The following is a 25,488-nucleotide window of genomic DNA, read 5'->3' on the forward strand; positions in this document are numbered from 1 at the left end:
CTGGTCTTTCAGTTCAGAGCATTGGTGTTGCCGGAAAATCCTCAGTAATCAAGCGGCGGCAAGGGCGGATTTTTCGGTTCGGCCAACCGCATGTCGTCGGTATCGTCGGTGTCGAGGTCCTGGTAGGCGCGGTAGGACAGCACCAGCAGGAAAGCGAAGAACGAGAAGGAAATCACGATGGCCGTCAGGATCAGCGCCTGCGGTAGCGGATTGGCGGCGGCCATGCTCAGGACGTCCTCACCCTTCATCATGATTGGCGGCACTTCGCGGGTCAGCCGCCCGGCGGTGAACAGGCCGAGATTGACGGCATTGCCGAGCAATACGATGCCGAGCAGCACCCGCACGATATGGCGTGACATGATCAGGTAGAAGGCGGTCGTGGCAAACAGCCCGACCAGCAGGGAAAAAATCGCTTCCATCAGTCATTCTCCCTTTCGCCCAGCGCCAGCGCAATCGAGGTGATCGCCCCGACCACCACCAGATAGACGCCGATATCGAAGCTGGTGACGGTGGCGACCGGCACATCGACGCCGAAGATATGCGGGGTGATCCAAAGCCCGGTCATGAACGGCACACCGGCAAAGGCCGAGACGAAGCCGGACAGGCAGGCCATCAGCAGGCCGAAACCCGCAACCGACAGCGGATGCACGTAAAGGGCACGGCGCACGGCCTGCACGCCGAAGGCCATGGCGTAGATGGCAAAGCCGGAGGCGGCAATCAACCCGCCGATAAAGCCGCCGCCCGGCTCGTTATGACCGCGCAGCAATACGAAAACCGAAAACAGCAGCATCAGCGCAGTAACGACGGGAGCAACGGTGCGAAAGATCAAGCTGTTCATGAGCGCTCTCCCACCTCATGGCTTTCATGCCCCACCCCGGACGGCGAAGCCGTTGGCTTGGGCGCGCGCAGCCGGATCAGCGCCAGAATGGCAAGTCCGGTGATCATCACCACGGCAATTTCGCCCATGGTATCGACGCCGCGGAAGTCGACGATGATAACGTTCACCACATTGGCCCCATGGGCGATGACTTTGGAATAGCTGTTGAAGAATTCCGTTAGGGTCGGGTCGAAGGGGATTTGCGTCACCTTCAGCAGCATCAGCGTCAGGCCGGTTCCGGCGGCAAGCGCCACCGTGCCGTCCAGCAGGATCTGGGGTAGGGGCCGATGATCGGCAGGATGCAGTTTCAGCCGCGTCATCACCAGCGCCAGGATCACCACCGAAAGCGTCTCGATCATGAACTGGGTAAAGGACAGGTCCGGCGCGCCAAACAGCAGGAAGATCACCGAGATCGCAAAGCCCTGGATGCCGAGCGCGACGATGGCGTCCAGCCGGTTGGCAGCCCGCAATACGCCGTAAAGACCGGCCACCGCGATCAGCAGGAAAGCAGCTTCATGCAGCTCGATCCGCTCCGGCAGCTCCGGCCAGGACGGCGCCTCGCCAAACAACATCATCGGCACCAGGAAAGCGGCGGCAATAGCAATCAGTGTCACGGTAACATAGACATCCAGCCGCCCGCCATGCAGAACATTGGTGATGCGAAAGCAGAGCCGCACCAATCCGGCGATCAGGTAGTCGAAGCCCTGATCGGGGCCGGGACCGAGCGTCTCCAACAGGCTTGCGACCAGACGGCGCAGCCTGTCGAGCAGCATGAACAGCACCAAGCCGATGGTGATGGTTAACAGCGAAAGGGCAAGCGGCACGCCGATATGCGGGATAAGGCCGATGGAGACCGTCACCGGTCTGCCGGTGATGGCGCTGACCATCGGCGATGAAATCGCCTGGTGAAACAGCCCGGAAAATATTGCGGCACCCAGTCCGACCAAGGCCAGCACCAACGGCCCCAGCCACAGTAGAGCCGGGCCGTCATGGGCGGGTTTCGGGCTGGTCGCCACGCGCCCCAGAAACGGTTTGAAGGCCAGCGCCAACCCGACGACCATCATCAGCGCATTGCCGATCACGGCGATGGCGGTAAACAGCAGGGCGCGAAGATTGCCCCCTGCCAGCGCCTCATAGATCTCTTCCTTGGCGAGAAAGCCGAACAGCGGCGGCAGTCCGGCCATGGACAGCCCGGCCAGCAGCGCCGCCGTGAAGGTAACCGGCATGGCCCGTGCCAGCCCGCCAAGCCTGGTCAGGTCGCGGCTGCCCGCTTCGTGGTCGAGAATCCCGGCCACCATGAACAGCGCGCCTTTAAACAGCGAATGGGCGACCAGATAAAGCACGGCGGCCGACAGCGCGTGCGGTGAGCCGAAGCCGGTCAGCATCACCATCAACCCCAGCGAGGCGACTGTGGTATAGGCCAGCATCAGCTTCAGATCGGTCTGGCGCACGGCGATGACGGAACCGACGATCAGCGTGATGCCGCCGAAAAACGGCAGTAATATTTCCCAGGCCGGTGTGGAGCCCAGCACCGGCTGCAAGCGCATCAGCAGGTAGACCCCGGCTTTGACCATGGTGGCGGAGTGCAGATAGGCCGAGACGGGTGTCGGCGCTTCCATGGCGTTGGGCAGCCAGACATGGAAGGGAAATTGCGCCGATTTGGTAAACGCCCCACCCAGAACCAGCAGCAGGATCGCCAGGTAGAAGGGGCTGGCGGTGACCATATTGTTGCTATGCATCAGCATCGACAATTGCGTGACGCCGGACACGTTCCACAGCAGGATCAAACCGGCCAGCAGCAAAAGGCCGCCGCCGCCGGTGATCACCAGCGCTTGCAGCGCGGCACGGCGCGCAGCCGGGCGTTCATGGTCGAAACCGATCAGCAGGAAGGAGGTGATCGAGGTCAGTTCCCAATAGATGAACAGCATCAGGAAACTGTCTGACATCACCACGCCCAGCATGGCGCCCATGAACAACAGCAGGAAGGACAGAAACCGGCCCTGCTGCGGATGACCCTTCATATAGCCGCCGGCATAGAGCAGGATCAGCGTGCCGATGCCGGTAATCAGCAGCGCAAAGGTCAGGGACAATCCATCGATAAACCAGGAAAAGCTGACATTGTAGCTCGGCACCCAGGCATAGCCGCCCGTCACTTCCTCGCCATTGGTGATTTCCGGCAGGAAGCCAAGGAAATGCACGAAGGATAATAGCGGCAGAAGCGCCAGAACCCACGCCGCCCGGCTTCCAAGCCGCCGTACCAGCCAGGGCGCCAGACAGGCAGCCAGAAATGGCAGGACCAAAGCCAGCAGCGTCACACCGGCGGCATGAGCGATCATTTCGTCTCCTGTTGTCTGCGACCGACGAGCAGCCTCCCGGTTTTTACGGCGCTGATTCTGTCCTGATTTGGCCGGTTTCTGCCTGATTTGGCGGTTGCTTGGCGAATATAAGGATTTCAACCGGAACGACCACCCCAAATCGGCGTCGTCATTCTTCTACCCGATCTGGAAGGTGCTCACGCATTCATGGCGTGAAGACCTTGCAAAACGTTCCCATTCAATTGAGGCTCGAGATATTCACAAATACGACAGGATGAACCATCGTCGGAAAAGCTGGCGACACGTCCTGCGGTTTGGCTCGCCCTTGTCTGATTGTCGCCTGTCTGATCGTCGCCTGTCTGACTTGGTCGTCCGACTTGCAGCACCGGGACAAAACACTATCTATAGGGTCAACTCCGAACAGGATAGCGAAACGAGGAGGTCTCATGAGCGAGGACAGCATCGACAGCCGTGAAAAGCCCGCAGCAGCGCGCAGCGAGGCCGAGTGGCGTGAACAATTGACGCCGGACCAGTATCGGATCCTGCGCGAACACGGCACGGAGCGGGCCTTTACCGGTCCTTACTGGGATAATTTCGAGCCGGGCCTTTACCGCTGCGCCGGGTGCGACACGCCGCTATTTTACTCCGATACCAAATTCGATGCCGGTTGCGGCTGGCCGAGCTATTTCGAGCCAGTCAAGCCTGACGCCGTCACGGAACATCGCGATACGGCTTATGGCATGGTGCGCACCGAAATCCGCTGCGCCACTTGCGGTGGTCACCTTGGCCATGTGTTTCCCGATGGTCCCAAGCCGACCGGCCTGCGCTATTGCATCAATGGTCATTCCATGGTGTTCGAGCAAAAGCCCTGACAGTCCGTCCAAGAATAGCCGCTGGCCGTCTGCAAATGGCAATTTCTCCGCTTGTTTGCTGCATTCGCATTTCCAAACGAAAAACCGCTTCGCACTTTTCCTGGAATGCTTGTACTCACGTAGGTTAAGGACGCTCCGTTCCGGTTCTCGAAATCACCATTTTCGCCAGGCCAGCAGCAATTCTTGAACAGACTGTGACACGATTCGTTGCGAGATGAATGTCATGTCGCATAAGCGCATTGCGTTCGAGCAAAAGCGCCTATGCAAGATACCGATGGTTGATCGTGCCGCGTATCAACAGGATGCGCGGCACGTTTGTATATTGCACCTGTTTCCATAAAATCCCCCTGAATTAGCAGGGTAAAACTCACGGCAGCGTGGAAAATAATCCTGAATGCGCCTGTGGGTTTCAATAAAAATAATAATGAAAACAAAGGGTAGAATTTTGGCGACGTGAATATACGTTCACAGGGATTGCAGATGTTGATATGAATAAAATCCTATAAAGGGAGACGTTATCATGTCAGCAATGCCGCTTGAACATCCTGTCCCGGTCAAAGCCTCCAGCCGGGTTCTGTGCCATTCCGTTGCCAGGGTTACGGAGGAAATATTTGTGGTTTTTCAGAGCCCGGGTCTCGTAAATGCCGGGCGCCGCCGTCAGCGCTGCCATATCCGCCAGATCGCCATGTATCTCTGCCATGTGGTGCTGAGCCTGCCACAACAGGAAATCGCCCGCGCCTTCGGCTATGACCGAAGCACAGTGTCCTATGCCTGCCATGTCATTGAGGACCGACGCGAAAATGCGGCCCTCGACCAGTTTCTCGGCGTTTTGGAACGGGTCGTCGCGGTGCTGTCGACGGTGGCCAAGGACGGGCGCGATGCGTAAGCCCGCAGCTCATTCGCCGCAAAATCCGGTATCAGGCAGCACCAAGCCGTTGCTGCGGCTGTTGCGGCTGGCAAGCCGGGGTGTGTTGCTGGAGCCAGCCGGTCCCGGCGAAACCGCGCTGCTGCGGGCTCAGGATGGCGTGCTGCTGGGCCGCGTACCCGATGCGCTGTTGCACAAGGCGCTGGCGGATGGTCTGGTTCGGCGCAAAGGCAATGCGCTCGCCGCGACTGGCGAGGCGGAAAGCTTCCTGAAACGGGCGATGGCCGAGCGGGAGGACGAAATCTTTACGGGCCAGCATGGGGAGAGGGCGACCGAGACCCTTGTGGAGCCGGATGGCAGCCGCTCTACCGTACGGCGCAATCTGGATGACCAGCCGTTTTCGACGGTGGTCCGGCTGCGGGACCGGACTGGCAAGCCCTATCTGCCACCGGAAGCGGTTGCCGCCGGGGAGCGGCTGGCGGCGGATTTCGAGCGCGGTCATTTACAGCCACGCATCACCGCATCCTTTGAGCCGCGCCTGGCGCAAAAGCACAAAGGCGCCCGGCCATCCGGGCCGGATCTGACCGACAGCGCGCTTGCCGCACGGCTGCGGGTCGGTGAGGCACTGACGGCTTTGGGGCCGGAGTTGTCAGGCGTCGCTCTGGATATCTGCTGTTTTGCCAAGGGTCTTGAAGCCGTGGAGCGAGAGCGACAATGGCCGGCCCGCTCGGCCAAACTGATGTTGCGGACAGCACTTCTGGCGCTGGCTCGTCACTATACACCACCACCGGCAAGGACAGCGTCCGGCCTTCGCCATTGGGGGGAAAGCGATTATCGTCCGCCTATCTCAAGGCCTTAAACACTTGAGATAGCCGGAATGTGTTCAAAGCCAGGATGCCTCAGCATCTCCATGGCTTATCAAGCGGCTCCGCCACCGGGCTTATTAAGCGGCTCCGCCGCCGGGCAGATCGAGTTGATTGATGAACTGATCAGCGAAGTAGCTGAGGTTGCCATCATAGTTCGTCAATTGGGCCAGCAGATCTTCATCCGACATGTCGGTATCGCTGTCATCGCTGCTGTCAGTGGACGACGATGCGGTGGCGCTATCGGTGTCCTCTGTCGAGGAGGTCGATGACGTGGAGGTCTGCGTCGAGCTAGCGCCTGTTGAAGCGCCGGCGGACGGCACTGCGAACACTTGCGACAGGAGATCGTCTTCAACGGTGGCGGCATCCGTGCCCGATGTGCTGGCTGTGGTCGATTGCGACTCAGTGCTTGTCGAGTCCGAAGAACCGGCGGTGACTTCTGCGTCCTTGTCTTCGTCCGAAGTGGTGTCGCCGTTGGCCGCTGTTGCCGAGGTCAGCTGTGACAGCCATGCCTCGAACGACGTGGAGGGATCGGTCGATACGCTTTCGCTTGTATCGCTCTCATCCGTCTCCTCGGTGCTATCGCTACCGAAGAGCGCGTTGAGCAGTGTGTCATCGCTACTGCTGCCGCTGCTGCTGCTGCCGCCCGACAGAGAATCGAACAGACCACCGCTGCCGCTGCTGGATTTTTGCTTTGATGAACTCGATGTATAGGTAGATTGTGATGCATTGCTGCTAGAAACTTGCATGGACCTCTCTCCGTGTGCGACCGTGCCATTCTGCGTCTGTCCTGAAACCGGGTCTGGTCGATGGCCGGTTACGCAACCACTGAAAATGCGACCGCCTCACTTTGGCCGGAGATAATTGCCGGCGCTGGGCGCATGATCGGTGAAGATATGATCAGTCAAGACTGGGAACGCCTGCTGCAAAAAGCCGTATCCTGGACCGGTGGCATTCCAAAATGCAGCGCAGCGGGCGTAGCCCTGTCGCATTCATGACGGCGTCATGCCGTGCAAGTGAATAGGTATAACTTATAACCTGTTGCCTTGCGCCAAGCTGATCATTCGCATCTCTGCATTGAGAAAATCTGCCTTGATTGAGAGCTTTCCTTAGGAGGCGTGGAAGCTGATTTTCCATAAAATACAATCGGAAACTGTGGAAGAGAGAAGCTCTGGGTTCAATTTCACAGGACGCGATGATTTAGCGTGGGCTCCCTCTCACCCTGCCTTCGCTTTGCTTGGGAAGGGCTCTCCCTTCTGGGCTCTGGCGCGATCGGCCCTTGATACGGGCCCTGTCCGACATGTTTGGGTTCGCCATTTGTTGCCGAAGTTTAATCCTTGCGCTGATTGACACTTTTCGATCCCTCGGATTATCGGTACTTAACAGCACTTATAAGTTTATCGTCGTCCAGAACGGGATTTACATTTTTTAACGTTTTGGAAGATTTGGATAAAATCAGGTTGAGGCGTTTTGACCGGAGACAGAAATTCCAGCGGTTCACACTGCTGAAGGAAGGATCATAGTGTCGCGTAAACTGTTCGCAGTCGTTGTCATCGTCGTTCTGGTGCTTGCCGCCGTTGGCTTCACTCTGTTCAAGCGTTCCGACGCCAATCCGACCGATGGGCTGCTGCTGGCGGCGGTTAAGCGGGGGGATGTGGAGGAAACGGTGCTTGCCACCGGCATCTTCAAGCCGTCCCGGCTGGTTGCGGTGGGCGCCCAGGTTTCCGGTCGTATCACGGCCCTGCATGTGAAGGTTGGCGACACCATCAAGAAGGACAGCCTGGTCGCCGAGATCGACTCGGTCACCCAGGTCAACGACCTGCGCACTTCAAAAGCCTCGCTGGCTGATATCAAGGCCCAGAAGGAAGAGGCCGAGGCGACCCTGGTCAGCGCCGAACTGGCGCTGGTGCGCCAGCAGAATCTGAGGGCCAGCAATTCCGGCACCCAGGCCGATCTTGAAAGCGCGGTTGCCACCCGCGACAAGACCAGGGCGCAGATCGACAGCCTTCAGGCGCAGATCGTCAAGGCTGAAGTCGCCGTGGAAACCTCCGAGGCCGATCTCGGCTATACCCGCATCACCGCGCCCATGGATGGCACGGTTCTGGCCGTGGTCAACCAGCAGGGCCAGACCGTCAATGCCACGCAATCGGCACCCACCATCGTTATTCTGGGCGATCTGAACCAGATGATCGTGCGGGCGGAAATCTCCGAGGCCGATGTGGTCAATGTCAGGCCGGGGCAGGCGGTCTATTTCAACATTCTCGGCCAACCTTCCGTCCGCAACGAGTCGGTGCTGAAATCCATCGAGCCCGCGCCGGAATCGATCACCAGTGATAGCAGCGTCTCGACCTCGTCCAGTTCCAGCTCGTCCAGCAGTTCCTCCAGCACATCGTCCTCGGCCATCTATTATAACGGCATCCTGGACGTCGATAATTCTGATGGGCGGTTTCGCACCTATATGACGGCGGAAGTGCATGTCGTGCTTGGCGCGGCGAAGAATGTGCTGACGGTGCCGGCCTCGGCACTCGGCTCCGGCGTCAAGACCGGCAAGGCCAGTCTGCGGGTCGTGGGCGCCGATAATACGATTGTCACTCGACCGGTGGAAATCGGCCTGAATGACGGGGTCAATGCCGAGGTGAAATCGGGCTTGAGCGAAGGGGAGAAGATCGTTATCGGCCAAGCCGATCCTTCCGCCAGATCGGCACCTGGGGGCTTTGGGCCGCCGCCCGGGGGGATGTGATTCATGGCCCTGCTTGAGCTGAAGAATCTCACCCGTATCTATCGCTCCGGGGAGGAGGATGTCGCCGTCCTCAAGAGTGTCAATCTCAGCATCAATCGCGGCGAAATGGTCTCGATCATCGGGCCATCAGGGTCGGGAAAATCGACGCTGATGAATATTCTCGGCCTGCTCGACCGGCCGAGTAGCGGCACGTATGAGATCGATGGCAAGCGTACCGACCAGTTGGACAGCGACGCGCTGTCGGCGCTTCGGCGTGAGCATTTCGGCTTCATCTTCCAGCGCTATAACCTGCTCTCGGATCTGACGGCGCTTGGCAATGTGGAAGTGCCAGCGATCTATGCCGGGATTTCGCCTTCGGACCGCCGCAGCCGGGCGACCAAAATCCTGCAAAGGCTGGGCATGGGCGAACGGCTGCGTCACCGGCCGGGGCAATTGTCCGGCGGTCAGCAGCAGCGTGTGTCCATCGCCCGCGCGCTGATCAATGGCGGCGAGGTGATCCTGGCCGATGAACCGACCGGCGCGCTCGACAAGCATAGCGGCGAGGAAGTGCTGCGCATTCTCGACGAATTGCACGCTGAGGGCCGCACCATCATCATCGTCACCCACGATCCGGGCGTTGCTGCGCGCGCGGAACGCGTGATCGAGATTGCCGATGGTGAGATCATTGCCGACCGCCGCCAGGACAAGCCGGTGCTGGTGCGTGAAAATACCCTGCCATCCACGGCCAGGCCGCATCGTTTCCCCGGTCTCGACCGGCTGGGCGAAGCCTTCATGATGGCGGTCAGGGCGCTTGCCTCGCATCGGCTGCGCACTTTCCTGACCATGCTGGGGATTATCATCGGCATCGCCTCGGTGGTGTCAGTGGTGGCGCTTGGGGCTGGCACCCAGCAGAAAGTGCTCTCCAACATCAACGGGCTCGGCACCAATACGCTGGAGATTTTCCCCGGCAAAGGGTTTGGAGATACCCGTTCAGGAAAGATCACCACGCTGAAGGTCGGGGATGCCGATGCGCTGGCCCGGCTCTCCTATGTTTCTGCCGTAACCCCGACCGTTTCTACCTCAGGCACGGTGCGCTATGGCGCCACCGTCGCCAATGTGCTGGTCAACGGCGTCGGCGATCAGTATTTCACCGCCAAGGGTTCCAAGCTGCTGGCCGGGCGGCTGTTCGACCATGCAAGTGTCGTCGCCATGACCCAGGAGGCGGTGATCGACCAGAATGCCGCAAAGGCGCTGTTTGGCGACGATTCGGCCAGGGCGCTTGGCCATACGGTGTTCCTGACCGATGTGCCGGTGCGGATCGTCGGTGTCATCGAGGCCCAGCAAGGCGGCTTCGGTTCGAACTCCAATCTACAGGCCTATCTGCCCTATAGCAGTGTCCAGGCCCGGTTCCTTGGCGATCTGTCGCTGCGCAGCATTACCGTCAGGTTGGACGACAGCGTCGATAGTTCCGTGGCCGAAAGCGCCGTTACCACCTTTCTCGCTGGCCGCCACGGCGAACAAGACTTCTTCATCCTCAACACCGACGACATCCGCAAGACCATTGTCAGCACTGCTCAGACCCTGACGTTGCTGGTGGCGGCGATTGCAGTGATCTCGCTGATCGTCGGCGGCATTGGGGTGATGAATATCATGCTGGTTTCGGTGTCCGAACGGGTCAGCGAGATCGGCGTGCGCATGGCGGTCGGGGCGCGTCGCCAGGATATTCTCCAGCAATTCCTGATCGAGGCCGTGCTGGTCTGCCTGATCGGCGGCGGCCTCGGTCTTGGTTTTGCGCTGTCGATCGGCTTTCTCTTTAGCCTGCTGGTCAAGGATTTCCAGCTGGTCTATTCCACCACCTCCATGGTGGCAGCCTTCAGCTGCTCGTGCCTGATCGGCCTCGTTTTCGGCTTCATGCCCGCCCGCAATGCGTCAAGGCTCGATCCGGTGGCGGCACTGTCAAAGGATTGAGAAGACGGATTGAGAAGGCGGGGCAAAAGAAAAGCTCCGCCTTCTTGCCGGACCGGCTGGCGGGCCGTCCTGCTACTCTTCGTGCTGCTATTTTTGGTCACGCTCCGGGAATGTAGGGAACGAGCAGTTTCGAGCCGTAGTCTCCACCAAAGTGGATGATATGGCGGCCCTTGTTGAGGGTTGGAATAGGCGGCAATTGCGGGAATTCCGGCCTGATTAGCAGATCGGTTCCGGTCATCACCAGTTCCAGTGTTTCGCCCGGTTGCCAGCGGATGCCGTAAGGCCAGAAGCCGATTTCGACGGGCACGATCTCCCCCGGTTTCAGCTTGCCCGGGCTATCATAAGGCAGGAACGGCTCAAGTTCGGTCGAACGTTCGGGGTCCGTGGCCCGCAGCGAGACGCGCAGGCGGCCATTGGGGCCGACATGGGTGCGGTCCGTCACCACGTGGCATCCCTGAACAATGCCATTCTTGTCGCGCTTCCTGACGAAGGCAAACAGGTCCATGTCGTCATTGCCCTCGGCTTCCACCCAGAGCTTCAGGTTGAAGAAACCGGTGAGCTCGGTCAGTTCGTCGAAGGTGATGGAGAAGGCCACGCCTTCCTTGTCCGCGACATCGTAGGAAAGGCTGGCGGCCTCAGCCTGGCTTTCGTGGGTCAAAACAGGTTTGCCGTCCTTCAGCCCAAGGTGAAGCGCTTTGGTGACCTGACGCGCGAGCGGGAAGGCGGCCTCGCTGCGGTTGACGGTATCGCGGTTGCCCGGGTCCATCACAGACAGGCGGACGCGCGGCGTGGCCTCCCAGCCATTATCGATATCTTTCAGGAAGCGATCAAAGAAGCGGCGCAGATCATCAACATTCTCAGGGTTGAAATAATCAGTCCATTCATGGGTATTGTTGACCCGCAACCATTTTTCCGTCGATGAAATGGATGACCAGCCGCGAAATGTGCCGCCCGTGTGCAGGAGATTGGTCCAGGAAGCCACCACATAGGCGGGAACATCAATGTTTTCGAGGCCAGAGATCTTGGTTTTCCAATAGTCGTCAAGCAGCGGATGGGTTGCCGTCATGGCAGGAATGTCTTCCACCAGACCGTGACCGCATAGCCGTCCGAATATGCCTTCCGAGAAAATAAATTCAGGAATGCCACCTCGGCAACCGGTATCGCGGTAGATATCGGATGCCCCCTCCCAGGGAGCAATGGCGGCCAGATGCGGGGGGCGCAGGGCGGCGACAAACCATTGCGACATCGCCAGCATGGAATTGCCTGTCAGGCCGATCTTACCGTTGGACCAGGATTGCTGCCCAGCCCATTCGATCAGATCGTACTCGTCTTCCGGCTCCTGGCGTCCCCAGGCATGGATGTCGCCCTCGGAATTACCGGCGCCGCGGCTGTCCGGCGCGATGATCACATAGCCATGCGCCACCCAATAGGCGGGTGTCGGGGCTTCGAACTTATTGAGTCCATCCTCCCAGTCAACGGGCACATCCATGCGCGTCGGATGCCCGAAGAGATCGTTGTTAAGGGCGCCGCCGCGTTTGCCATAAGGACTCCAGCCGATAATGGCCGGATACTGGCCTTCTTCGACCGGACGATACAGATCCGCCCGGATCGTCACGCCGTCGCGCAGCGTCACGGCCACATCCCGTTCCACCAGCACATCCGACTTCAGCGGCATGCCGCCTTCGCGGTGGGTACTGCCCTTTTTGAGAAGGAAGCTGCGCTCATCCACCCGATAATTGGCGGAGTTCTCATCGACCACCGCTTTTCTGAAGATAACGTCGATACCGTCTAAATTTTTGATAATATTCATAATTTTCCTCCATATGGTGCCGGTCTTCCTGCTGCTGACCCCCATTGCTGGCCCGATTTTCGGGCAATGAAAAGCCATGGCTTCAGGGTCCGGCCTCCTCCCAGTGACCGCCATGTCATGTCCTGCATCGTGCTGATCTGCTCACGACATGAAACACCCAAACGTTACGCCATTTGCCTAATAATGCAACGGGTGTTTAATTTTTTATTGGCAATCATCATTGACGCCCTGTTCGGTCACGGGGCAAAAGATCAACCAACGGCATCATCGATAAAGCAGAGATGACCATGAGCGACGAACAACCCGCCAAGATAAAGCCGACCCGGGTCGGCAGGCCCCGGTTGGGAGCGGAGGTTGGCCGCGAGGCAATTCTCTTGAAAGCCATTCATGCTTTTGGCCGCCAGGGCTTTGACGGGGTGAATTTGCGGGAACTGGCAAGGCAGGTCGGGGTCAATATTGCGCTGGCAAATTATCACTTCGGCTCAAAAGCCGCCCTATGGGAGGCATGCCTCGAACGCATGAAGTTGAGCGCTGAGCCCTGCATCAGCACCTTGCAGGCCATTTCGGCGGCCCCTTTGGCCTATTCTCAGAGAATGGCGGATTTCTATGCTGCCTTCATCCGTTTCAATGCCGACCTGCCGGATTATGGCCTGTTCATTCTCCAGGAGATGGTTCAGGAAGGCCCGCGTCAGGAACAGGTGAAAGTCTCGCTGATCGATCCTTTCCACGATGCGACGGTGCCGCTGCTCTTGGAAGGAATGGACCTGGGACTGGTCCACCGGCAGGATGCATCCCTGCTGTTTTTCACCCATTCCATCACCATTTCGCACGTTCTGGCAGGTCAGGGTACAATGGCATTCTTCCTCCAACCTGAGGACCGCAGGGAACAGACGTTGAAAGATATTCTGGCAATGATCATCCGTTCCGCAGTCGGCGTACTGCCGGCCGAATTCGAACTGGCAATCGCATCGGCCGGTGCTGTTGCGTAGAGCACATCTCATAGGACCGTTGAGTTGAAGTGGGGGCGGTAGCAGCAGATACGGTCCGGATCAGCCTGAAGGGAAATGACTTTGAAGTCGATTTGGTTTCGCAAGCCCGCTTAATACCATCAGCACGGTCACGACGATCAGCAGGTTCGATGCTGTCAGGCCGACTTGCGGGTAGACTAGCGGCAATAGGATTTGAAGCCCGACGAACAATATGGCCTGAATCAAGATGATCGTTATCACTACGGCAGGAGAGAGAGTCGGTTCATTCCTGTCGCGGGCGTCCCGATTGAGAATTCGGGCATAGACGAGGGTGACGAGTGCCATCATGGAGGTGACGGAGATCGCTATTAGACCGCTGCTGCCCAAATAGGTTTCGGTTAATGTGGCCTGCATGAGTTGCGGCGTCAGGGAAAACAGCACCATCCAGAGATAATTCGCCGCTATGCTGGCAAGGATCGGCGGCCAGAGTAGCAGATGCCAACGAGACAACAGCTCTCGTCTATTGGCTGGCATGGATTTCGATAGGGCGAGAACCGCAAAGGTGGCCAGCGTTATAGCGAGGACTGCGATGCCCAAGAGTATAAAACAATCGGAAAAGGCTAGAGCACCGACATAGGCCAGTTCGAGACTTTGAAAGGTTGACTGTATCAAGTCAGGCAGGGCGCTGACAGCAAGTAAAAGCCATAGACCACCGATATCCTCTCGCTCTGTTCTGTTTATCAAGGCGATCACCGCCGCGGTGCCGCCGACGAGGCAAGCAATGGCGATGGGGACGAAAACACTATCAGTTACCTCTGCGTAGCTCTGAAGAGCGCTTGCAACACCATAGGCCTGAAAACCGGATATTATTATAGCACACACCGCCGGCAAGAGTGCGAAGGCCCGGCTCTTGCGCACCCAATTCCGGCAACCGACAAAGCTGAAGAGGAAAAGGCGCAGAATTTCAACATAGGCGAAAGCAGTGACGACAGGACCCGTTCCAAGAGCCAGGATGGAAAACCGCGATGAGGCCATGGCCGATTGGCTGGTCATCATGGCAAACCGCTCGGAATTGAGACCCGGTATAGCGATGCGATATCCAATCAGAAGGATCAGCGCCGCAATCAGCAGACCGACGAAATTTCGCCCCATGCGCCCTAGTCGCGATGCTGTCCCCATGTCTCGCACCTTCCGATATTGTCTCAGACCCGCGCCACAGCCTCGCCCCTGATCCGTTCCACCATGGAGCGAAGGCCGTTGGCGCGTTGGGCGGAGAGGTGTTCGATCAGGCCGAGCTTGCCGAACAGGTCGAGGGCGTTAAAGCCTGCGACTTCGGAGGCGGTCTTGCCGGAATAGGCTGATAGCACGATGGCGACCAGGCCCTTGACGATATGGGCATCGGAATCGCCTTCGAACGTCAGGATCGGGTCAGAACCTTCGCCCGCCTTCGTCACCAGCCAGACCTGGCTGGCGCAGCCCTTGACCTTGTTGTCAGCGGTTCGTTGCTCTTCCGGCAGGTCCGGCAGGGCCTTGCCCAGTTCGATCACGTAGCGGTAGCGGTCTTCCCAATCGTCGAGATAGGCAAAGTCGTCGATAATCTGGTCGATGGGCGTCATGGGAGGGTCATCCAGGCGGTTTTTCGGGTGTTTTAGGTGACTTCCGGTGATGGCTTTGGAAGCGCTTGAGGCCATATAGGCCTTTCCCATGTGGAAATGAACCGGCTGCGCCGTTAAAAATCACTCAACCTGCGGGTTTCGGCCTTGGTCTCGGAACGGTGATGGTCAGGGGCACGCCATTGCCAGCAGCAGAGACCGTACCGGTGACCATATGGTCTTCGCTGGCAGCAGCAGGGGTGGCGATAGCCGCTTCCTTGACGCTGCCATGGGCTGGCGCCGCATCGACGCTGATGGCCTGATGATCCTCTCCGGTGCCGAACTGACGGTTAAGCAATTGATAAGCGACCAGCGCGCCTTCACGCGCCCGGATTCCGATGGCCTGAAGTGTCTGGCCGCCCTTGACGCAGACATCGGGCTTTTCGCCGCAGAGGCCGGAAACGTAATCATAAGCGCCAGATGCGGCCGAAACGGCGTTTGCCAGCTCGAATTGCGGTGCAGATGCCGAACCGTCACGCGGCGCGCCGCCCAGATAGGACAGGGCGACCAATACCAGCGTAAACCAGAATGCTCCCTTGATCAGAAACCACATGACCGCTTATCCGTCTCGTTCTGCGACATTTCTTCGTCTGTCGCGTCGGTTGCGCCGGTCGAATGACCGGGCTGCTGCGAAACAGACTATGATTCGCGCGGAAATATCGCTTTGCAAAACATAATCGGATTTTCTGCGTATTTTCATAAAATGCGATCTTTCCGCATTTGAACCACATTCTAGTCAAAGTTTAACGACTGAGATTAAGCATAATTGCGGCAGAACCCTTCTGTTCCCGGGCTTTTTCATTCCACCTGATGCCACAGATATTAACGTGATGCGGAAAAACATGCAAAATCCGTTGCTTACGCCACGTTAACCATGTTTTCGAAAGCTTCTGACCCCTGTCCCTTTCCGAGACGGAAACACCGGTTTAGGCGGGTTTTGCAGCTTTCCCTTTATCTTTTCCTTAAGGCGGCGACCTCTATTGTTTGGTCAGTAAAGAGGACCGCAAGTCGCGGAAATTTGGCGTGTTGGTATTGAGTAAAATCGCTGATCGGGCAAAGACCCTTCTCGACGAAGCCGTGACCCTGGTGGTGACGCGCATCGGCGCGGAAGCCTCGCCGTCTCGCGCCGAAGTTGCGGCGGCACGTTGCGTGGTCCTGGCCTGCTTGCCCGCTCTGGTCCTCGTGCCGCTCACCCTTTCCTTCTTTCAAGGTATCGCTGTTGCCCTGCCGCTCGGCGTTGCCATTGTTGCCGGCCTGTTTCTGATTGCCGTGGTCGCCGCCCTGTGGCTGGCGCGCCTGTCTTCTCGCCAGCCGGCTATCCGCCATTCCCTGGACACGAGTGCTTCTATCGATCTTTCGCTGTTTCCCGGCATGGTTTTCACCCTGGATGCCCAGGCGCGGGTAGAAACCGTCGGCGGGCGCGATGCCCGCGATTTCCTGCCTTTCCTGCGCAATCCGCTCGGCCGTCCTTTCATCGATCAGGTGCATGTCACCGACCGTATCGCCTTTGTGCGTGCCTTTGACGCCCTGCGCCAGGGCGAGGATATCGGTCGTGTGAAGCTGCGGCTTGCCCGCCCCACCAATGCCCATTCTGAAGGCTCTAACGGCGAAAACCTGCTTGGCGAAACCACGAGCGACGAGGCTGCCGATGGCACGCTGATGGCGGTTGGGCTCGACATGGCCGTGCGCCGCGACGAGCGCGGTGGCATTGCCGGGATTTTCGTGCAGATGCTGGATTGCCGTGAGCAACAGCAGATGGCGCAGCGGCTGGTCAAGCTCGATGCCGATTTGCAGACGGCCAATGAAGCCAAATCTCGCTTTCTCGCTGCCGTCAGCCATGAATTGCGCACGCCGCTGAATGCCATACTCGGTTTTTCCGACATTCTGATGGGTGATTATTTTGGCCGGATGGAAGATGAGCGTCACCGGGAATATGTGCGGTTGATCCGCCAGTCCGGCGGCCATCTTCTGTCGGTCGTCAATACCATGCTCGATATGTGCCGCATCGAGGCCGGGCGCTACGAATTGCTGGTGGAGCCGTTCTCGCTTTCGCAGGCCATTCATGATTGTGAAAACATGCTGGCCTTGCAGGCGCAGGAAAAGGGCGTGAAGCTCACCAGCCGCATTGGCCGCGATGTGAGCGAGCTGACCGCCGATCCACGCGCTGTGCGCCAGATCCTGATCAATCTTGTTGGTAACGCCATTAAGTTCACCGAGCCGGGTGGTGTTGTCACCGTGGATGCGGCACGTTTCGGCAAGGATCTGGTGATCTCTGTCAGCGATACGGGTATCGGTATCGCCCAGGATCGCATCCTTCTGCTTGGCCAGCCTTTCGTCCAGGTCGACAGTGATTATAACAGGAAATTCGACGGCGTTGGCCTGGGCCTGTCGCTGGTCAAGGGGCTGGTTGCCCTGCATGGTGGCACATTCCTGTTGACGAGCCGTGAGGGGGAGGGGACGGTGGTTTCCATCACCCTGCCAATCGACGGATCGGGCATTGCCCGGGTTCAATCCACAGGCGAAAGCCGTCAGATCGAATTTCCGCCACGCTTGCCCGTCAGTGAAAGGCAGCCTGCTCGCGAGAGGCTCGATGGCTCAAAGAGCGAGACCTTGGGAAGCGACAGGGTGGGGCTTGCCCAATCGTCGCGGCAGCACCAGATGGATGAGGTCTGTTTTGAAGAGGGTGCGGGACAAACGCATGAGCAGCAGGGTAGCGGGCAGCCGGGCCAAAGGATGGGCCAGCAAAAGGATGTGAATGACGACGCGAAAGCGAAAATCGCCTGATAAAAGAAAACCGGCCCGCAAGGAGCCGGGTTTTCTGATGATGGCCGCTCGAGCGTCCATGCGCCTTTGTGCGCGCAATCCAGCCCGGTTCACCAGCACGGTCGGCTTTGTCGTGGTCATGGGTTTCGTTGCGGCCAATGCGTTCTGGTATCAGCCGGGACGGCATCCATCTCCCTTCCTGCGCACCCGAGATCCGCATGATTTCACCGCCATGCTGGGGTTGAACAGCAACCATTCCCTGAAACCCGACCCTGATGATGTCACCACGTTCCGTATCCAGCGCCAGACAGCGGAAAACACCCCTGTCAGCACAGCGCCCGGCGCCGGTGGTTCAGCAACAGGTGTGGTGCCGGCCTCGGATACCGGTGCCGATCCCCTGACTGCCAGCATTCAGGCGCAGCTCATTCGGCTGGGGCTTTACGATGGCGCCGCCGATGGCAAACTTGGCCCCCGAACCGATGCGGCAATCAGCGCTTATCAGCGGCGGATCGGCATGTCCGTTACCGGCGCGCCCAGCGATGACCTGCTGGCGGCGATGAGCGTCGATCAGAAATCACCCGCCAGTGCTGACCCCAAAGGGAGTGCTGACCCCAAGGCCGGTGCGGCCCCCAAGGGGAGTGCGCCCCCAGTGCGCCCTATGGAACGGCCAGTTCAAGTCACGGCGACAGCGGATGATGCCATCGATCCCGTGGCCGCAGCCATTCGCAATGCGGAAAAGACCGTCACCACCGCGCAGTCCGCGCCTGTGCGGCCCGCGCCCGCCCGGTTGCCCACGGCAACACCCGTGTCGACCGCCGCCGTTTCTTCCGGCAAACCCCAGTCCGGCACAAGGGCAAATGCGCCGGTGCCGCAAGCGCCCGTTGCCGCCACCAGCCTTGCCTCGACCGGTGGCGATGATGCCATCGCGACGGGTGCAAGCGGGGAAGCAAGCCTGATCATGGATATCCAGCGCGGCCTTATCAATATCGCTTATACCGATATCAGCGTCGATGGGGTGGCTGGCGACAAGACCAAGGCTGCCATCCGCCACTTCGAGCGCCATTACAGGCTGCCGGAAACCGGTGAGCCGAATATGGCGGTGCTGAAAAAGCTGAAATCCATCGGCGCCTTGTAAGCGGCTTTCTCCAGCTTTTCCGTATGCCCTAACGCAAAACCCGTTTCCACTTTCCAAAAGTAAACTCTAATAGGCGATTTTCCCGTTGATCAGCGGTTTCTGCCCCGACGAAAATTCTTGCTTGAGCGATTGACGCGCATCGCTGCTGATCACTGCCATGGGAGCCGTGACAACGGTACGGGCTGCCGAACCGGCCAGATTGGCTGTGCCGATCGCCACCAGCCCGACCCGATCGCCCAAAGTGGTTTGGCCACCTTCCATGGATTGGCCAGCGATGTTCTTGCCCAGATTGCGGATGATCTCCGGACTGTCGGCAAAGGCCGTGTGGCCGAGCGGATCGTGGCTATCGACGCTGCTGGTGTCGATGGCGGTGATGCCGAGCACTTTCATGTCGGCGGCCAGCGGTTGTAGATCGGCCTGGCTCATGCCGCCGACCCGGCTGACGCCGCCCGACAGCCACCGCGATACGAACAGCGCCTTGTCCTTGTTAGAGGTGAAGACGGTGAAATGTGGACGTTTCGTGCCCATTTCGATCAACTGGCGACGAAACACATCGACATCGATATCCGGCGAAGCCAGGATGACGTTGTTGACCTTGGTTGGAACCCCACCAGTGCGCATCGCCACGCCGCGCAACGCTTCCATGGTCAACCATGCGCCCATGGAATGGGAAATAATCGTGACATCGCCGACATTAGGGTTCTTCGCGGCTTGCAGGATCAGGTCTTCCAGCGCCCGCCGGGAATAGGTGGTGCTTTCCTTGTCGTAGAGATAGTCGAACACACTGCCGCGCGACGGCCATGTGAACAGGATCGGGGATGCGTCCGTGCCGGAATCATGGATGATCTGGGCAAAGCGGAAAACCGCATCCGAATACGTATTGTTGAAGCCATGCACGAAGATCACGGCCTGACGTTTCTTGTTCCGGGTCGCGTTGAACCACTGCAAAGCCTCGGATTCCGTCGGGACTTTATCGGCCTTCAGCACCGCGAAATCATGTTCCGGGTTGGGGGGCACACGGGAAGGCCACTGCACTTCACCCACCTTGCGATTGCGCTCCGGGGGGATGGAAACGACCACATTATTCACTGAGATCGCTGTGCCGCGATCGCCGGAATAGAGGATACCGGGATCATCCGCCGCTTGGCGGGTGGTAAACACCAGCATATTGACCTGGCTGGCATCGCTGGCCACGGGAACGGGCTTCAGCACGCTTTCTGGCCGGCCCGCGCAGCCACCCAGCACGAGAACGATGAGTAAGGGGAACGCGGCGGCAAAAGCAGGACTGGACCTTGCCGGCCTGCATGCCGATGGGGAAGGCGCGAGGGCATAACCACGGTTCAAGGGAGAGCGGGCGTGTTCCCGCTTCCCGCTCTTGCGCCAGCCGAGAGTCGGCATCCTATTTCTCAGCTCCGATAGCATTGTTATCGGGAGCATGGGCATCGGGGACGTGCTTGTCGTGCGCCGGGTTTTTCTCCGGCTTGATCCGGAACCAGGTGATGTAGAGCGCGGGCAGGAACAGCAGTGTCAGCACCGTTCCGACGACGATGCCGCCCATCATGGCAAAGGCCATCGGTCCCCAGAAGATCTGCCGCGAGATCGGGATCAGCGCCAGCGTGGCGGCGGCGGCAGTCAGCATGATCGGGCGCATCCGGTGTTCGGTTGCCTCGACCACCGCCGCAAAGGCCGCAACGCCCGATTTTCGCAGGTCCTCGATCTGCACCACCAGGATGACAGAGTTTCGGATCAAGATGCCGATCAACGCGAGCACGCCGAGCAGCGCCACGAAGCCAAGAGGCGCGTTGCTGGTGAGAAGCGCGATTACCACACCGACCAGCGCCAGCGGCGCGACGGAAAACACCAGGAACAGTCGGTGGAAGCTCTGCAACTGGATCATCAGCAGCGTTGCCATGATGAACAGCATCAGGGGTGCGACCTGGATGATCGGCCCTTGCGACTTGTTGCTCTCCTCGACGGCGCCGCCGATATTGACGGCATAGCCTGCCGGAAGCGCCTTGGCGAATTCGGTGACCTTGCCGCTCAGCGCGGTAACGATGGTCGCGGGCTGGGTGGGGCCGTTGACGGCGGCTTCGATGGTGATCGTCGGCATGCGGTCGCGCCGCCAGATGGTCGGCTGCTCCAGTTCGTAATGGAAGGTGGCGACCGACGACAGCGGGATAGACTGGCCGTTGCTGCTTGGCAATTGCAGGTCGACCAAGGTTTCGACTGAACCGCGATCCTTCTTTTCGGCACGGCTGACGACATCAATCAGGTAGATGTCGTCCCTGACCTTGGTGACCGTCGATCCTTCGACCACTCTGTTGAGGGTCTGGGCGATGTCTTCGGAGGTGACGCCCAGCTGGCGGGCCTTGTCCTGCAACACATCCACCTTCAGCACGCGGGCCGGCTCATACCAGTTGAAGGCGATATTGGTGAGTAGCGGGTGGGTGCCGACAATGGCGGCCAGTTTGCCCGCATAATCGCGCACCTTCTGGATGTCGGGACCGGATACGCGGTATTGCACCGGCTTGCCGACCGGAGGTCCGATATCCAGCAGCTTCACATAGGCATCGGTGCCGGGAAAGGTTTGGCTGAGATAGGCCTGGAACTGTTGGCGCAGCTTGTCGCGCACGTCCAGCCCTTTGGTGACGATGATCATCTGGCCGAAGGTGATATCATCAGGCTGCACATCGAACGACAGGATGAAGCGCGGTGCACCGCGACCGACATAGGTCGACCAATGGTCGATATCCGGGTTGTTGGCCAATTGCTCCTGTTCAAACTTGGCCATCTGCCGGTTGGTCTCGTCGATGGAGCTGTTTTGCGGCAGGTTCCAGTCGACGATCAGTTCCGGGCGGTCGGAGCTGGGGAAGAATTGCTGCTGCACATGGGTCATGCCATAGAGCGACAGGGCGAAGGCGCCGATCGTTGCAACGATGGTCAGCCAGCGCCAGCGCAGGCAAAAGTGGAGCATGCTGGCAAACAGCCGGGCAAACCAGCCCTTGTGGTCGGCATGCTTCTTCATGGTCTTCGGCAGCATGGTGACGCCCAGAAGTGGCGTGAACAACACAGCCACCACCCAGGACACCACCAGCGACACGGCGATGACGACGAACAGCGAGAAGGTGAATTCGCCCGCATTGCTGTTGTTTAGCCCGACCGGGATGAAGCTGGCGACGGTGACGAGCGTTCCTGTCAGCATCGGGAAGGCGGTCGAGGTATAGACATGGGTGGCGGCCTTGCGCAGGCTATCGCCCACTTCCAGCCGCGCCACCATCATTTCCACGGCAATCATCGCATCGTCGACCAGAAGCCCGAGCGCGATGATCAAGGCGCCGAGCGAGATGCGTTGCAGCGATATGCCTGCATATTGCATGAACAGGAAGGTGATCGCCAAAACCAGCGGGATCGAGATCGCCACCACCAGTCCGGCGCGCAGGCCAAGGCTGATGAAGCTTATGGCCAGCACGATGACGATTGCCTCGAACAGCGCATGGGTGAAGCTGGAAACCGCTTCCTCCACCACCGCCGGCTGATCGGCGACCCGATCGACGGAAACGCCGACCGGCAGGTCCTGGATGACGCCAGCCATGGTCTTGTCCAGCGCCTTGCCGAAATTCACCAGATTGGCACCAGCCTTCATGCCGATCGCAAGGCCGATTGCCGGCTTGCCATTGACCCGGAACATGCTGGTCGGCGGATCGGCATAGCCACGGCTAATGGTGGCAACATCGGTCAGCGGAAAGAACCGGTCGTTGACCTTGAGATTGATCGACCGCAGGCTGTCTTCCGAAATGAAGCGCCCGCCGACGCGAAGCGCGATCCGCTCCGGCCCGGCATCGATGAAGCCCGACTGGGTGACGGCGTTCTGGGCCTGAAGCGTGGCGATGATCGCCGATTGGTCGATGCCGAGGGCAGCAATCTTGCGGGTGGAAAATTCGAGGTAGATCGCCTCGTCCTGCGTGCCGACAATGTCGACCTTGCCGATATTGGGAACAGTCAGCAGCTTGGTGCGGGCGCTCTCGACCAGATCGCGCAATTGCCGATGGGTCAGGCCATCGCTGGTGAAGGCGTAGATATTGCCGTAAACGTCGCCAAAACGGTCGTTGTAAAACGGCCCGACGACGCCGGAGGGAAAGTCGCCCTGGACATCCTGGACCATGTTGCGCACGCGCAGCCAGGTGGCGGGCACGTCGCGGGCCTTGGTGGTATCCAACAGGTTGACGAAGACGATGGTCTGGCCCGCCGTGGTGATCGACCTGGTATAGTCGAGCGATTCCAGTTCCTGCAGCTTCTTCTCGATCCGGTCGGTGATCTGCTGGGTGACTTCCTGGGCGGAGGCGCCGGGCCATTGGGCCTGAATCACCATGGTCTTGATGGTGAAGGACGGGTCTTCTTCACGCCCAAGGCCGATATAAGCGAGCACGCCGGCCAGCGAAAACACCATCATGAAATACCAGACGAGGGAACGATGTTCGAGCGCCCAGTCCGACAGGTTAAATTTCTTCACGGGCGCGGCTCCTCATCGGTCTTGATCTTTTGTCCCTCGGCAAGCTGGTTGGCGCCGGCGACGGCAACCTGCTCGCCTTCCTTCAATCCGGACAGGACCTTCACCCGGTTGCCGTCTGTGGTGGCGTCATCAAGGACGACCTTGCGCAGGGCGACCGTGGCATTGGCCCGATCGATCACCCAGACGCCGGTTGCGCCGTCTTTCCTGAGGATGGCGGTCAACGGCAGCAGGATGACGCCGTCCTCTTCATCACGGCTTGCGGTCGCGGTCACCACGGCGCCGAGACGAAACACCTCGGGAGCGTCGTTGATGGCGATTTTCAGCCGGTGGGTGCGGGTTTCCGCATCGGCTTCCGGGCCGATTTCGCGCAGCGTGCCGATGGCCTGCTTGGTGGGATCGAGCTGTAGCGCCACGTTGAACTTCGTGCCTTCCTTCAGCGCGCCGATCCGTCCTTCCGGGACATCGACGATCACGTCACGCTGGTCCAGCCGCGCGACTTTCATCACCGTCTGCCCGGCGGTCACCGTCTGGCCGACTTCGACGGACACTGACGTGACGACACCGTCAAATTCCGCCTGAAGCCGCGCATACCCCAATTGCTCGCGGGCCTTGTCCAGCTTGGCATTTGCCTGGTCGAGACTTGCCTGGGCCGATTTCAGGCCCTGTTCGGCCACTTCGAAATCAGCGACGCTGCCGGCATTGATGGTGGCGAGCGTGCGCCGGCGCTTTTCGGTGATCTGCGCATTCTCAAAGGCCGCCTGGGCATTGCGCAGGTCGGCCTCGGCGCTGTTGACGGCAAATTGCAGCGCCAGCGGATCGATTTCGGCAACCACGTCGCCCTTGTGAACGAGATCGCCGACTTCGGCCTTGCGCAGGATCACCCGGCCGAGCGTGCGGAAGGCAAGATCGGTTTCGACCCGCGCCTGGACCACGCCGGCAAAGCTGACCCCCGACAGGCGTTCGGCCTTGACGGTCATCGAGCGGACAGGACGTGGCCCGGTGGCCTGCTGGTCGTCCTCCTGGCTGCAACCGGCGGCGAGCGTCAGGGCAAGCAGAAAGGGAAGGGTGATGATTGGACGGTAGAGGCGCATGTCACTTTTCCTTAAAGGCCACGACCTGGCCGTCCGTCAGAAACTTGCCGCCGTCGGTGACGATGATGTCCCCGGGCGCGACGCCGGATGCCACCACGAAATCGCCGACGCGGTAGCGGGCAATGTCGATTTTGCGCAGCCTGACGGAGCTGTCGGCGGTGTTGACCGCCCAGACGGCGGGCTGGCCATTGGCCGAGGCCATGGCGCTCCAGGGGAGCACGATGCCCTGCTGCGGCTGAGCGCGGAACCGTCCGACGACAGTCGTGCCGAGCGACCATTGCGTGTCCGCGGGCAGGGCGACCTTGATACGGATGGTGCCGGCGCTGGTGTCGATGGCCGGAGAGACTTCGCGGATCTTGCCGTCCTGGGGATTGGCGCGGCCGCCGATCGGCGAGACCTCGACGGTATCGGACGGCGCACCTTCCAGGAAAAACGCTTCGAACATATCGAATACGGCATCGCGCGGTCCGTCATGGGCAAGCGTCAGGGCCGCCTGCGCCGCCGAAACCACCTGTCCCACCTCGATGCTGCGCGAGGTAATGATGCCGTCGGCATCGGCCTTCAACTCCGTATAGGTCATCGCATCCTGGGCGGTGGCCAGATTGGCCTGCGCGGTTTGCAGCGAGCCTTGAGCCGTGGCGAGATCCTCGCGGGCCTGGTCGAAGGTGGATTGGGCAATGGTGTTGGTCTGGATCAGTACCTTGTAGCGGTCGAAGGCCAATTTCTTTTGGCGCATCGTTGCCTGGGCCGATTCCAGCCCGGCCTGGGCAACGGCGATATCAGCCTTCTGCTCGGTATTGTCGAGGAGTGCCAGGACGTCGCCCGCCTTGACCCGGTCGCCGACATCGACATGCCGCTCGATCACCCGGCCTGCGGTACGGAACGACAGGTCGGACTGCACCCGCGCTTTCACCGATCCGGAGATTTCCACCGAGGGCTGGTATTGCGCGGTTTGGGCCTTGGTCACCGTGACACTGCGCGGTGAAGACTGGCTCTCGGTCTTTTCATTGCAGCCTGCCAGACACAAAGCGAGCAGGACGCAAGCCAGTCCGGATAAAGTCGTTTGTAACCGCACTGTGA

The 25,488-nt window shown here is 59.7% G+C and carries 21 protein-coding genes; 9 read left to right on the top strand and 12 right to left on the bottom strand.

Annotated features, from left to right (window positions below; all coding sequences use genetic code 11):
- Positions 1-41: 41 nt before the first annotated feature.
- From AVCG78_RS02925 to AVCG78_RS02935, 3 genes are read right to left on the bottom strand one after another with little or no spacing between them, the layout of a single operon-like run.
- Positions 42-419: a Na+/H+ antiporter subunit C gene (locus AVCG78_RS02925; protein WP_070167786.1), complete on the bottom strand. Its 378-nt coding sequence runs from the start codon at positions 417-419 to the stop codon at positions 42-44.
- Positions 419-838 carry a Na+/H+ antiporter subunit B gene (locus AVCG78_RS02930; RefSeq protein WP_071202861.1) on the bottom strand — a complete coding sequence of 140 codons (420 nt, stop codon included), beginning with the start codon at positions 836-838 and terminating at the stop codon, positions 419-421. Before AVCG78_RS02930 ends, AVCG78_RS02925 begins: the two co-directional genes overlap by 1 nt.
- On the bottom strand, positions 835-3,213 hold the full coding sequence (locus AVCG78_RS02935; protein ID WP_071202863.1) for a putative monovalent cation/H+ antiporter subunit A: 2,379 nt from the start codon (positions 3,211-3,213) through the stop codon (positions 835-837). The genes AVCG78_RS02930 and AVCG78_RS02935 overlap by 4 nt, the downstream gene beginning before the upstream one ends.
- A gap of 425 nt (positions 3,214-3,638) precedes the next feature.
- On the opposite strand from AVCG78_RS02935, the gene msrB reads away from it, so the two are divergent.
- The 3 genes from msrB (at position 3,639) to AVCG78_RS02950 (ending at position 5,788) form a co-directional block, all read left to right on the top strand.
- Positions 3,639-4,064 carry a peptide-methionine (R)-S-oxide reductase MsrB gene (msrB, locus tag AVCG78_RS02940; protein WP_015915342.1) on the top strand — a complete coding sequence of 142 codons (426 nt, stop codon included), beginning with the start codon at positions 3,639-3,641 and terminating at the stop codon, positions 4,062-4,064.
- A gap of 520 nt (positions 4,065-4,584) precedes the next feature.
- Positions 4,585-4,950 (top strand): helix-turn-helix domain-containing protein, encoded by a 366-nt coding sequence (locus AVCG78_RS02945; RefSeq protein WP_071202865.1) that lies wholly within the window; start codon positions 4,585-4,587, stop codon positions 4,948-4,950.
- Positions 4,943-5,788 carry a DUF6456 domain-containing protein gene (locus tag AVCG78_RS02950; protein ID WP_156601504.1) on the top strand — a complete coding sequence of 282 codons (846 nt, stop codon included), beginning with the start codon at positions 4,943-4,945 and terminating at the stop codon, positions 5,786-5,788. Before AVCG78_RS02945 ends, AVCG78_RS02950 begins: the two co-directional genes overlap by 8 nt.
- A gap of 84 nt (positions 5,789-5,872) precedes the next feature.
- Here AVCG78_RS02950 and AVCG78_RS02955 read toward each other — a convergent pair whose 3' ends face one another.
- A complete protein-coding gene (locus tag AVCG78_RS02955) occupies positions 5,873-6,541 on the bottom strand; it encodes a hypothetical protein (RefSeq protein WP_071202868.1) in 669 nt (222 codons plus the stop codon).
- Positions 6,542-6,601: 60 nt separating this feature from the next.
- Here AVCG78_RS02955 and AVCG78_RS02960 point away from each other — a divergent pair, with 60 nt between their 5' ends.
- From AVCG78_RS02960 to AVCG78_RS02970, 3 genes are all read left to right on the top strand, one after another.
- Positions 6,602-6,790 carry a hypothetical protein gene (locus AVCG78_RS02960; protein ID WP_071202870.1) on the top strand — a complete coding sequence of 63 codons (189 nt, stop codon included), beginning with the start codon at positions 6,602-6,604 and terminating at the stop codon, positions 6,788-6,790.
- A gap of 524 nt (positions 6,791-7,314) precedes the next feature.
- Positions 7,315-8,532 (top strand): efflux RND transporter periplasmic adaptor subunit, encoded by a 1,218-nt coding sequence (locus AVCG78_RS02965; protein WP_139191254.1) that lies wholly within the window; start codon positions 7,315-7,317, stop codon positions 8,530-8,532.
- A 3-nt stretch (positions 8,533-8,535) separates the two neighbouring features.
- On the top strand, positions 8,536-10,479 hold the full coding sequence (locus tag AVCG78_RS02970) for a MacB family efflux pump subunit (protein ID WP_071202874.1): 1,944 nt from the start codon (positions 8,536-8,538) through the stop codon (positions 10,477-10,479).
- 97 nt (positions 10,480-10,576) lie between these two features.
- Here the strand turns inward: AVCG78_RS02970 and AVCG78_RS02975 are convergent, their stop codons facing one another.
- Entirely contained in the window at positions 10,577-12,289 is a 1,713-nt protein-coding gene (locus AVCG78_RS02975; protein WP_071584861.1) for a CocE/NonD family hydrolase, read from the bottom strand.
- Between the two features lie 287 nt (positions 12,290-12,576).
- On the opposite strand from AVCG78_RS02975, the gene AVCG78_RS02980 reads away from it, so the two are divergent.
- Positions 12,577-13,278, top strand: a complete 702-nt coding sequence (locus tag AVCG78_RS02980) for a TetR/AcrR family transcriptional regulator (RefSeq protein WP_174089646.1) — start codon at positions 12,577-12,579, stop codon at positions 13,276-13,278.
- A gap of 60 nt (positions 13,279-13,338) precedes the next feature.
- On the opposite strand, the gene AVCG78_RS02985 is transcribed toward AVCG78_RS02980, so the two are convergent.
- The 3 genes from AVCG78_RS02985 to AVCG78_RS02995 form a co-directional block, all read right to left on the bottom strand.
- Positions 13,339-14,436, bottom strand: a complete 1,098-nt coding sequence (locus tag AVCG78_RS02985; RefSeq protein WP_071202880.1) for a hypothetical protein — start codon at positions 14,434-14,436, stop codon at positions 13,339-13,341.
- A 23-nt stretch (positions 14,437-14,459) separates the two neighbouring features.
- Positions 14,460-14,873, bottom strand: coding sequence for a SufE family protein (locus AVCG78_RS02990; protein ID WP_071202882.1), 414 nt, complete (start codon positions 14,871-14,873; stop codon positions 14,460-14,462).
- Between the two features lie 124 nt (positions 14,874-14,997).
- A complete protein-coding gene (locus tag AVCG78_RS02995; protein ID WP_071202884.1) occupies positions 14,998-15,462 on the bottom strand; it encodes a DUF5330 domain-containing protein in 465 nt (154 codons plus the stop codon).
- A gap of 470 nt (positions 15,463-15,932) precedes the next feature.
- Between AVCG78_RS02995 and AVCG78_RS03000 the strand changes: the two genes are divergently transcribed.
- Positions 15,933-17,693: an ATP-binding protein gene (locus AVCG78_RS03000; protein ID WP_234665083.1), complete on the top strand. Its 1,761-nt coding sequence runs from the start codon at positions 15,933-15,935 to the stop codon at positions 17,691-17,693.
- Between the two features lie 37 nt (positions 17,694-17,730).
- Positions 17,731-18,807 carry a peptidoglycan-binding domain-containing protein gene (locus tag AVCG78_RS03005; protein WP_234665082.1) on the top strand — a complete coding sequence of 359 codons (1,077 nt, stop codon included), beginning with the start codon at positions 17,731-17,733 and terminating at the stop codon, positions 18,805-18,807.
- 66 nt (positions 18,808-18,873) lie between these two features.
- Here AVCG78_RS03005 and AVCG78_RS03010 read toward each other — a convergent pair whose 3' ends face one another.
- The 4 genes from AVCG78_RS03010 to AVCG78_RS03025 are packed head-to-tail and all read right to left on the bottom strand — an operon-like array spanning position 18,874 to position 25,483.
- Complete coding sequence (locus AVCG78_RS03010; RefSeq protein ID WP_081355378.1) at positions 18,874-20,205, bottom strand: alpha/beta hydrolase; 1,332 nt, start codon at positions 20,203-20,205, stop codon at positions 18,874-18,876.
- A 1-nt stretch (position 20,206) separates the two neighbouring features.
- The gene (locus AVCG78_RS03015; RefSeq protein WP_071202890.1) at positions 20,207-23,317 is read right to left on the bottom strand and encodes an efflux RND transporter permease subunit; all 3,111 of its coding nucleotides are present in this window, start codon (positions 23,315-23,317) and stop codon (positions 20,207-20,209) included.
- Complete coding sequence (locus AVCG78_RS03020; protein ID WP_071202891.1) at positions 23,314-24,408, bottom strand: efflux RND transporter periplasmic adaptor subunit; 1,095 nt, start codon at positions 24,406-24,408, stop codon at positions 23,314-23,316. The genes AVCG78_RS03015 and AVCG78_RS03020 overlap by 4 nt, the downstream gene beginning before the upstream one ends.
- 1 nt (position 24,409) lies before the next feature.
- On the bottom strand, positions 24,410-25,483 hold the full coding sequence (locus AVCG78_RS03025) for an efflux RND transporter periplasmic adaptor subunit (RefSeq protein WP_015915358.1): 1,074 nt from the start codon (positions 25,481-25,483) through the stop codon (positions 24,410-24,412).
- Positions 25,484-25,488 lie beyond the last annotated feature (5 nt).

Origin of the sequence: Gillisella vitis, from assembly GCF_021559775.1 — a bacterium.
Lineage (GTDB): Bacteria > Pseudomonadota > Alphaproteobacteria > Rhizobiales > Rhizobiaceae > Allorhizobium > Allorhizobium ampelinum.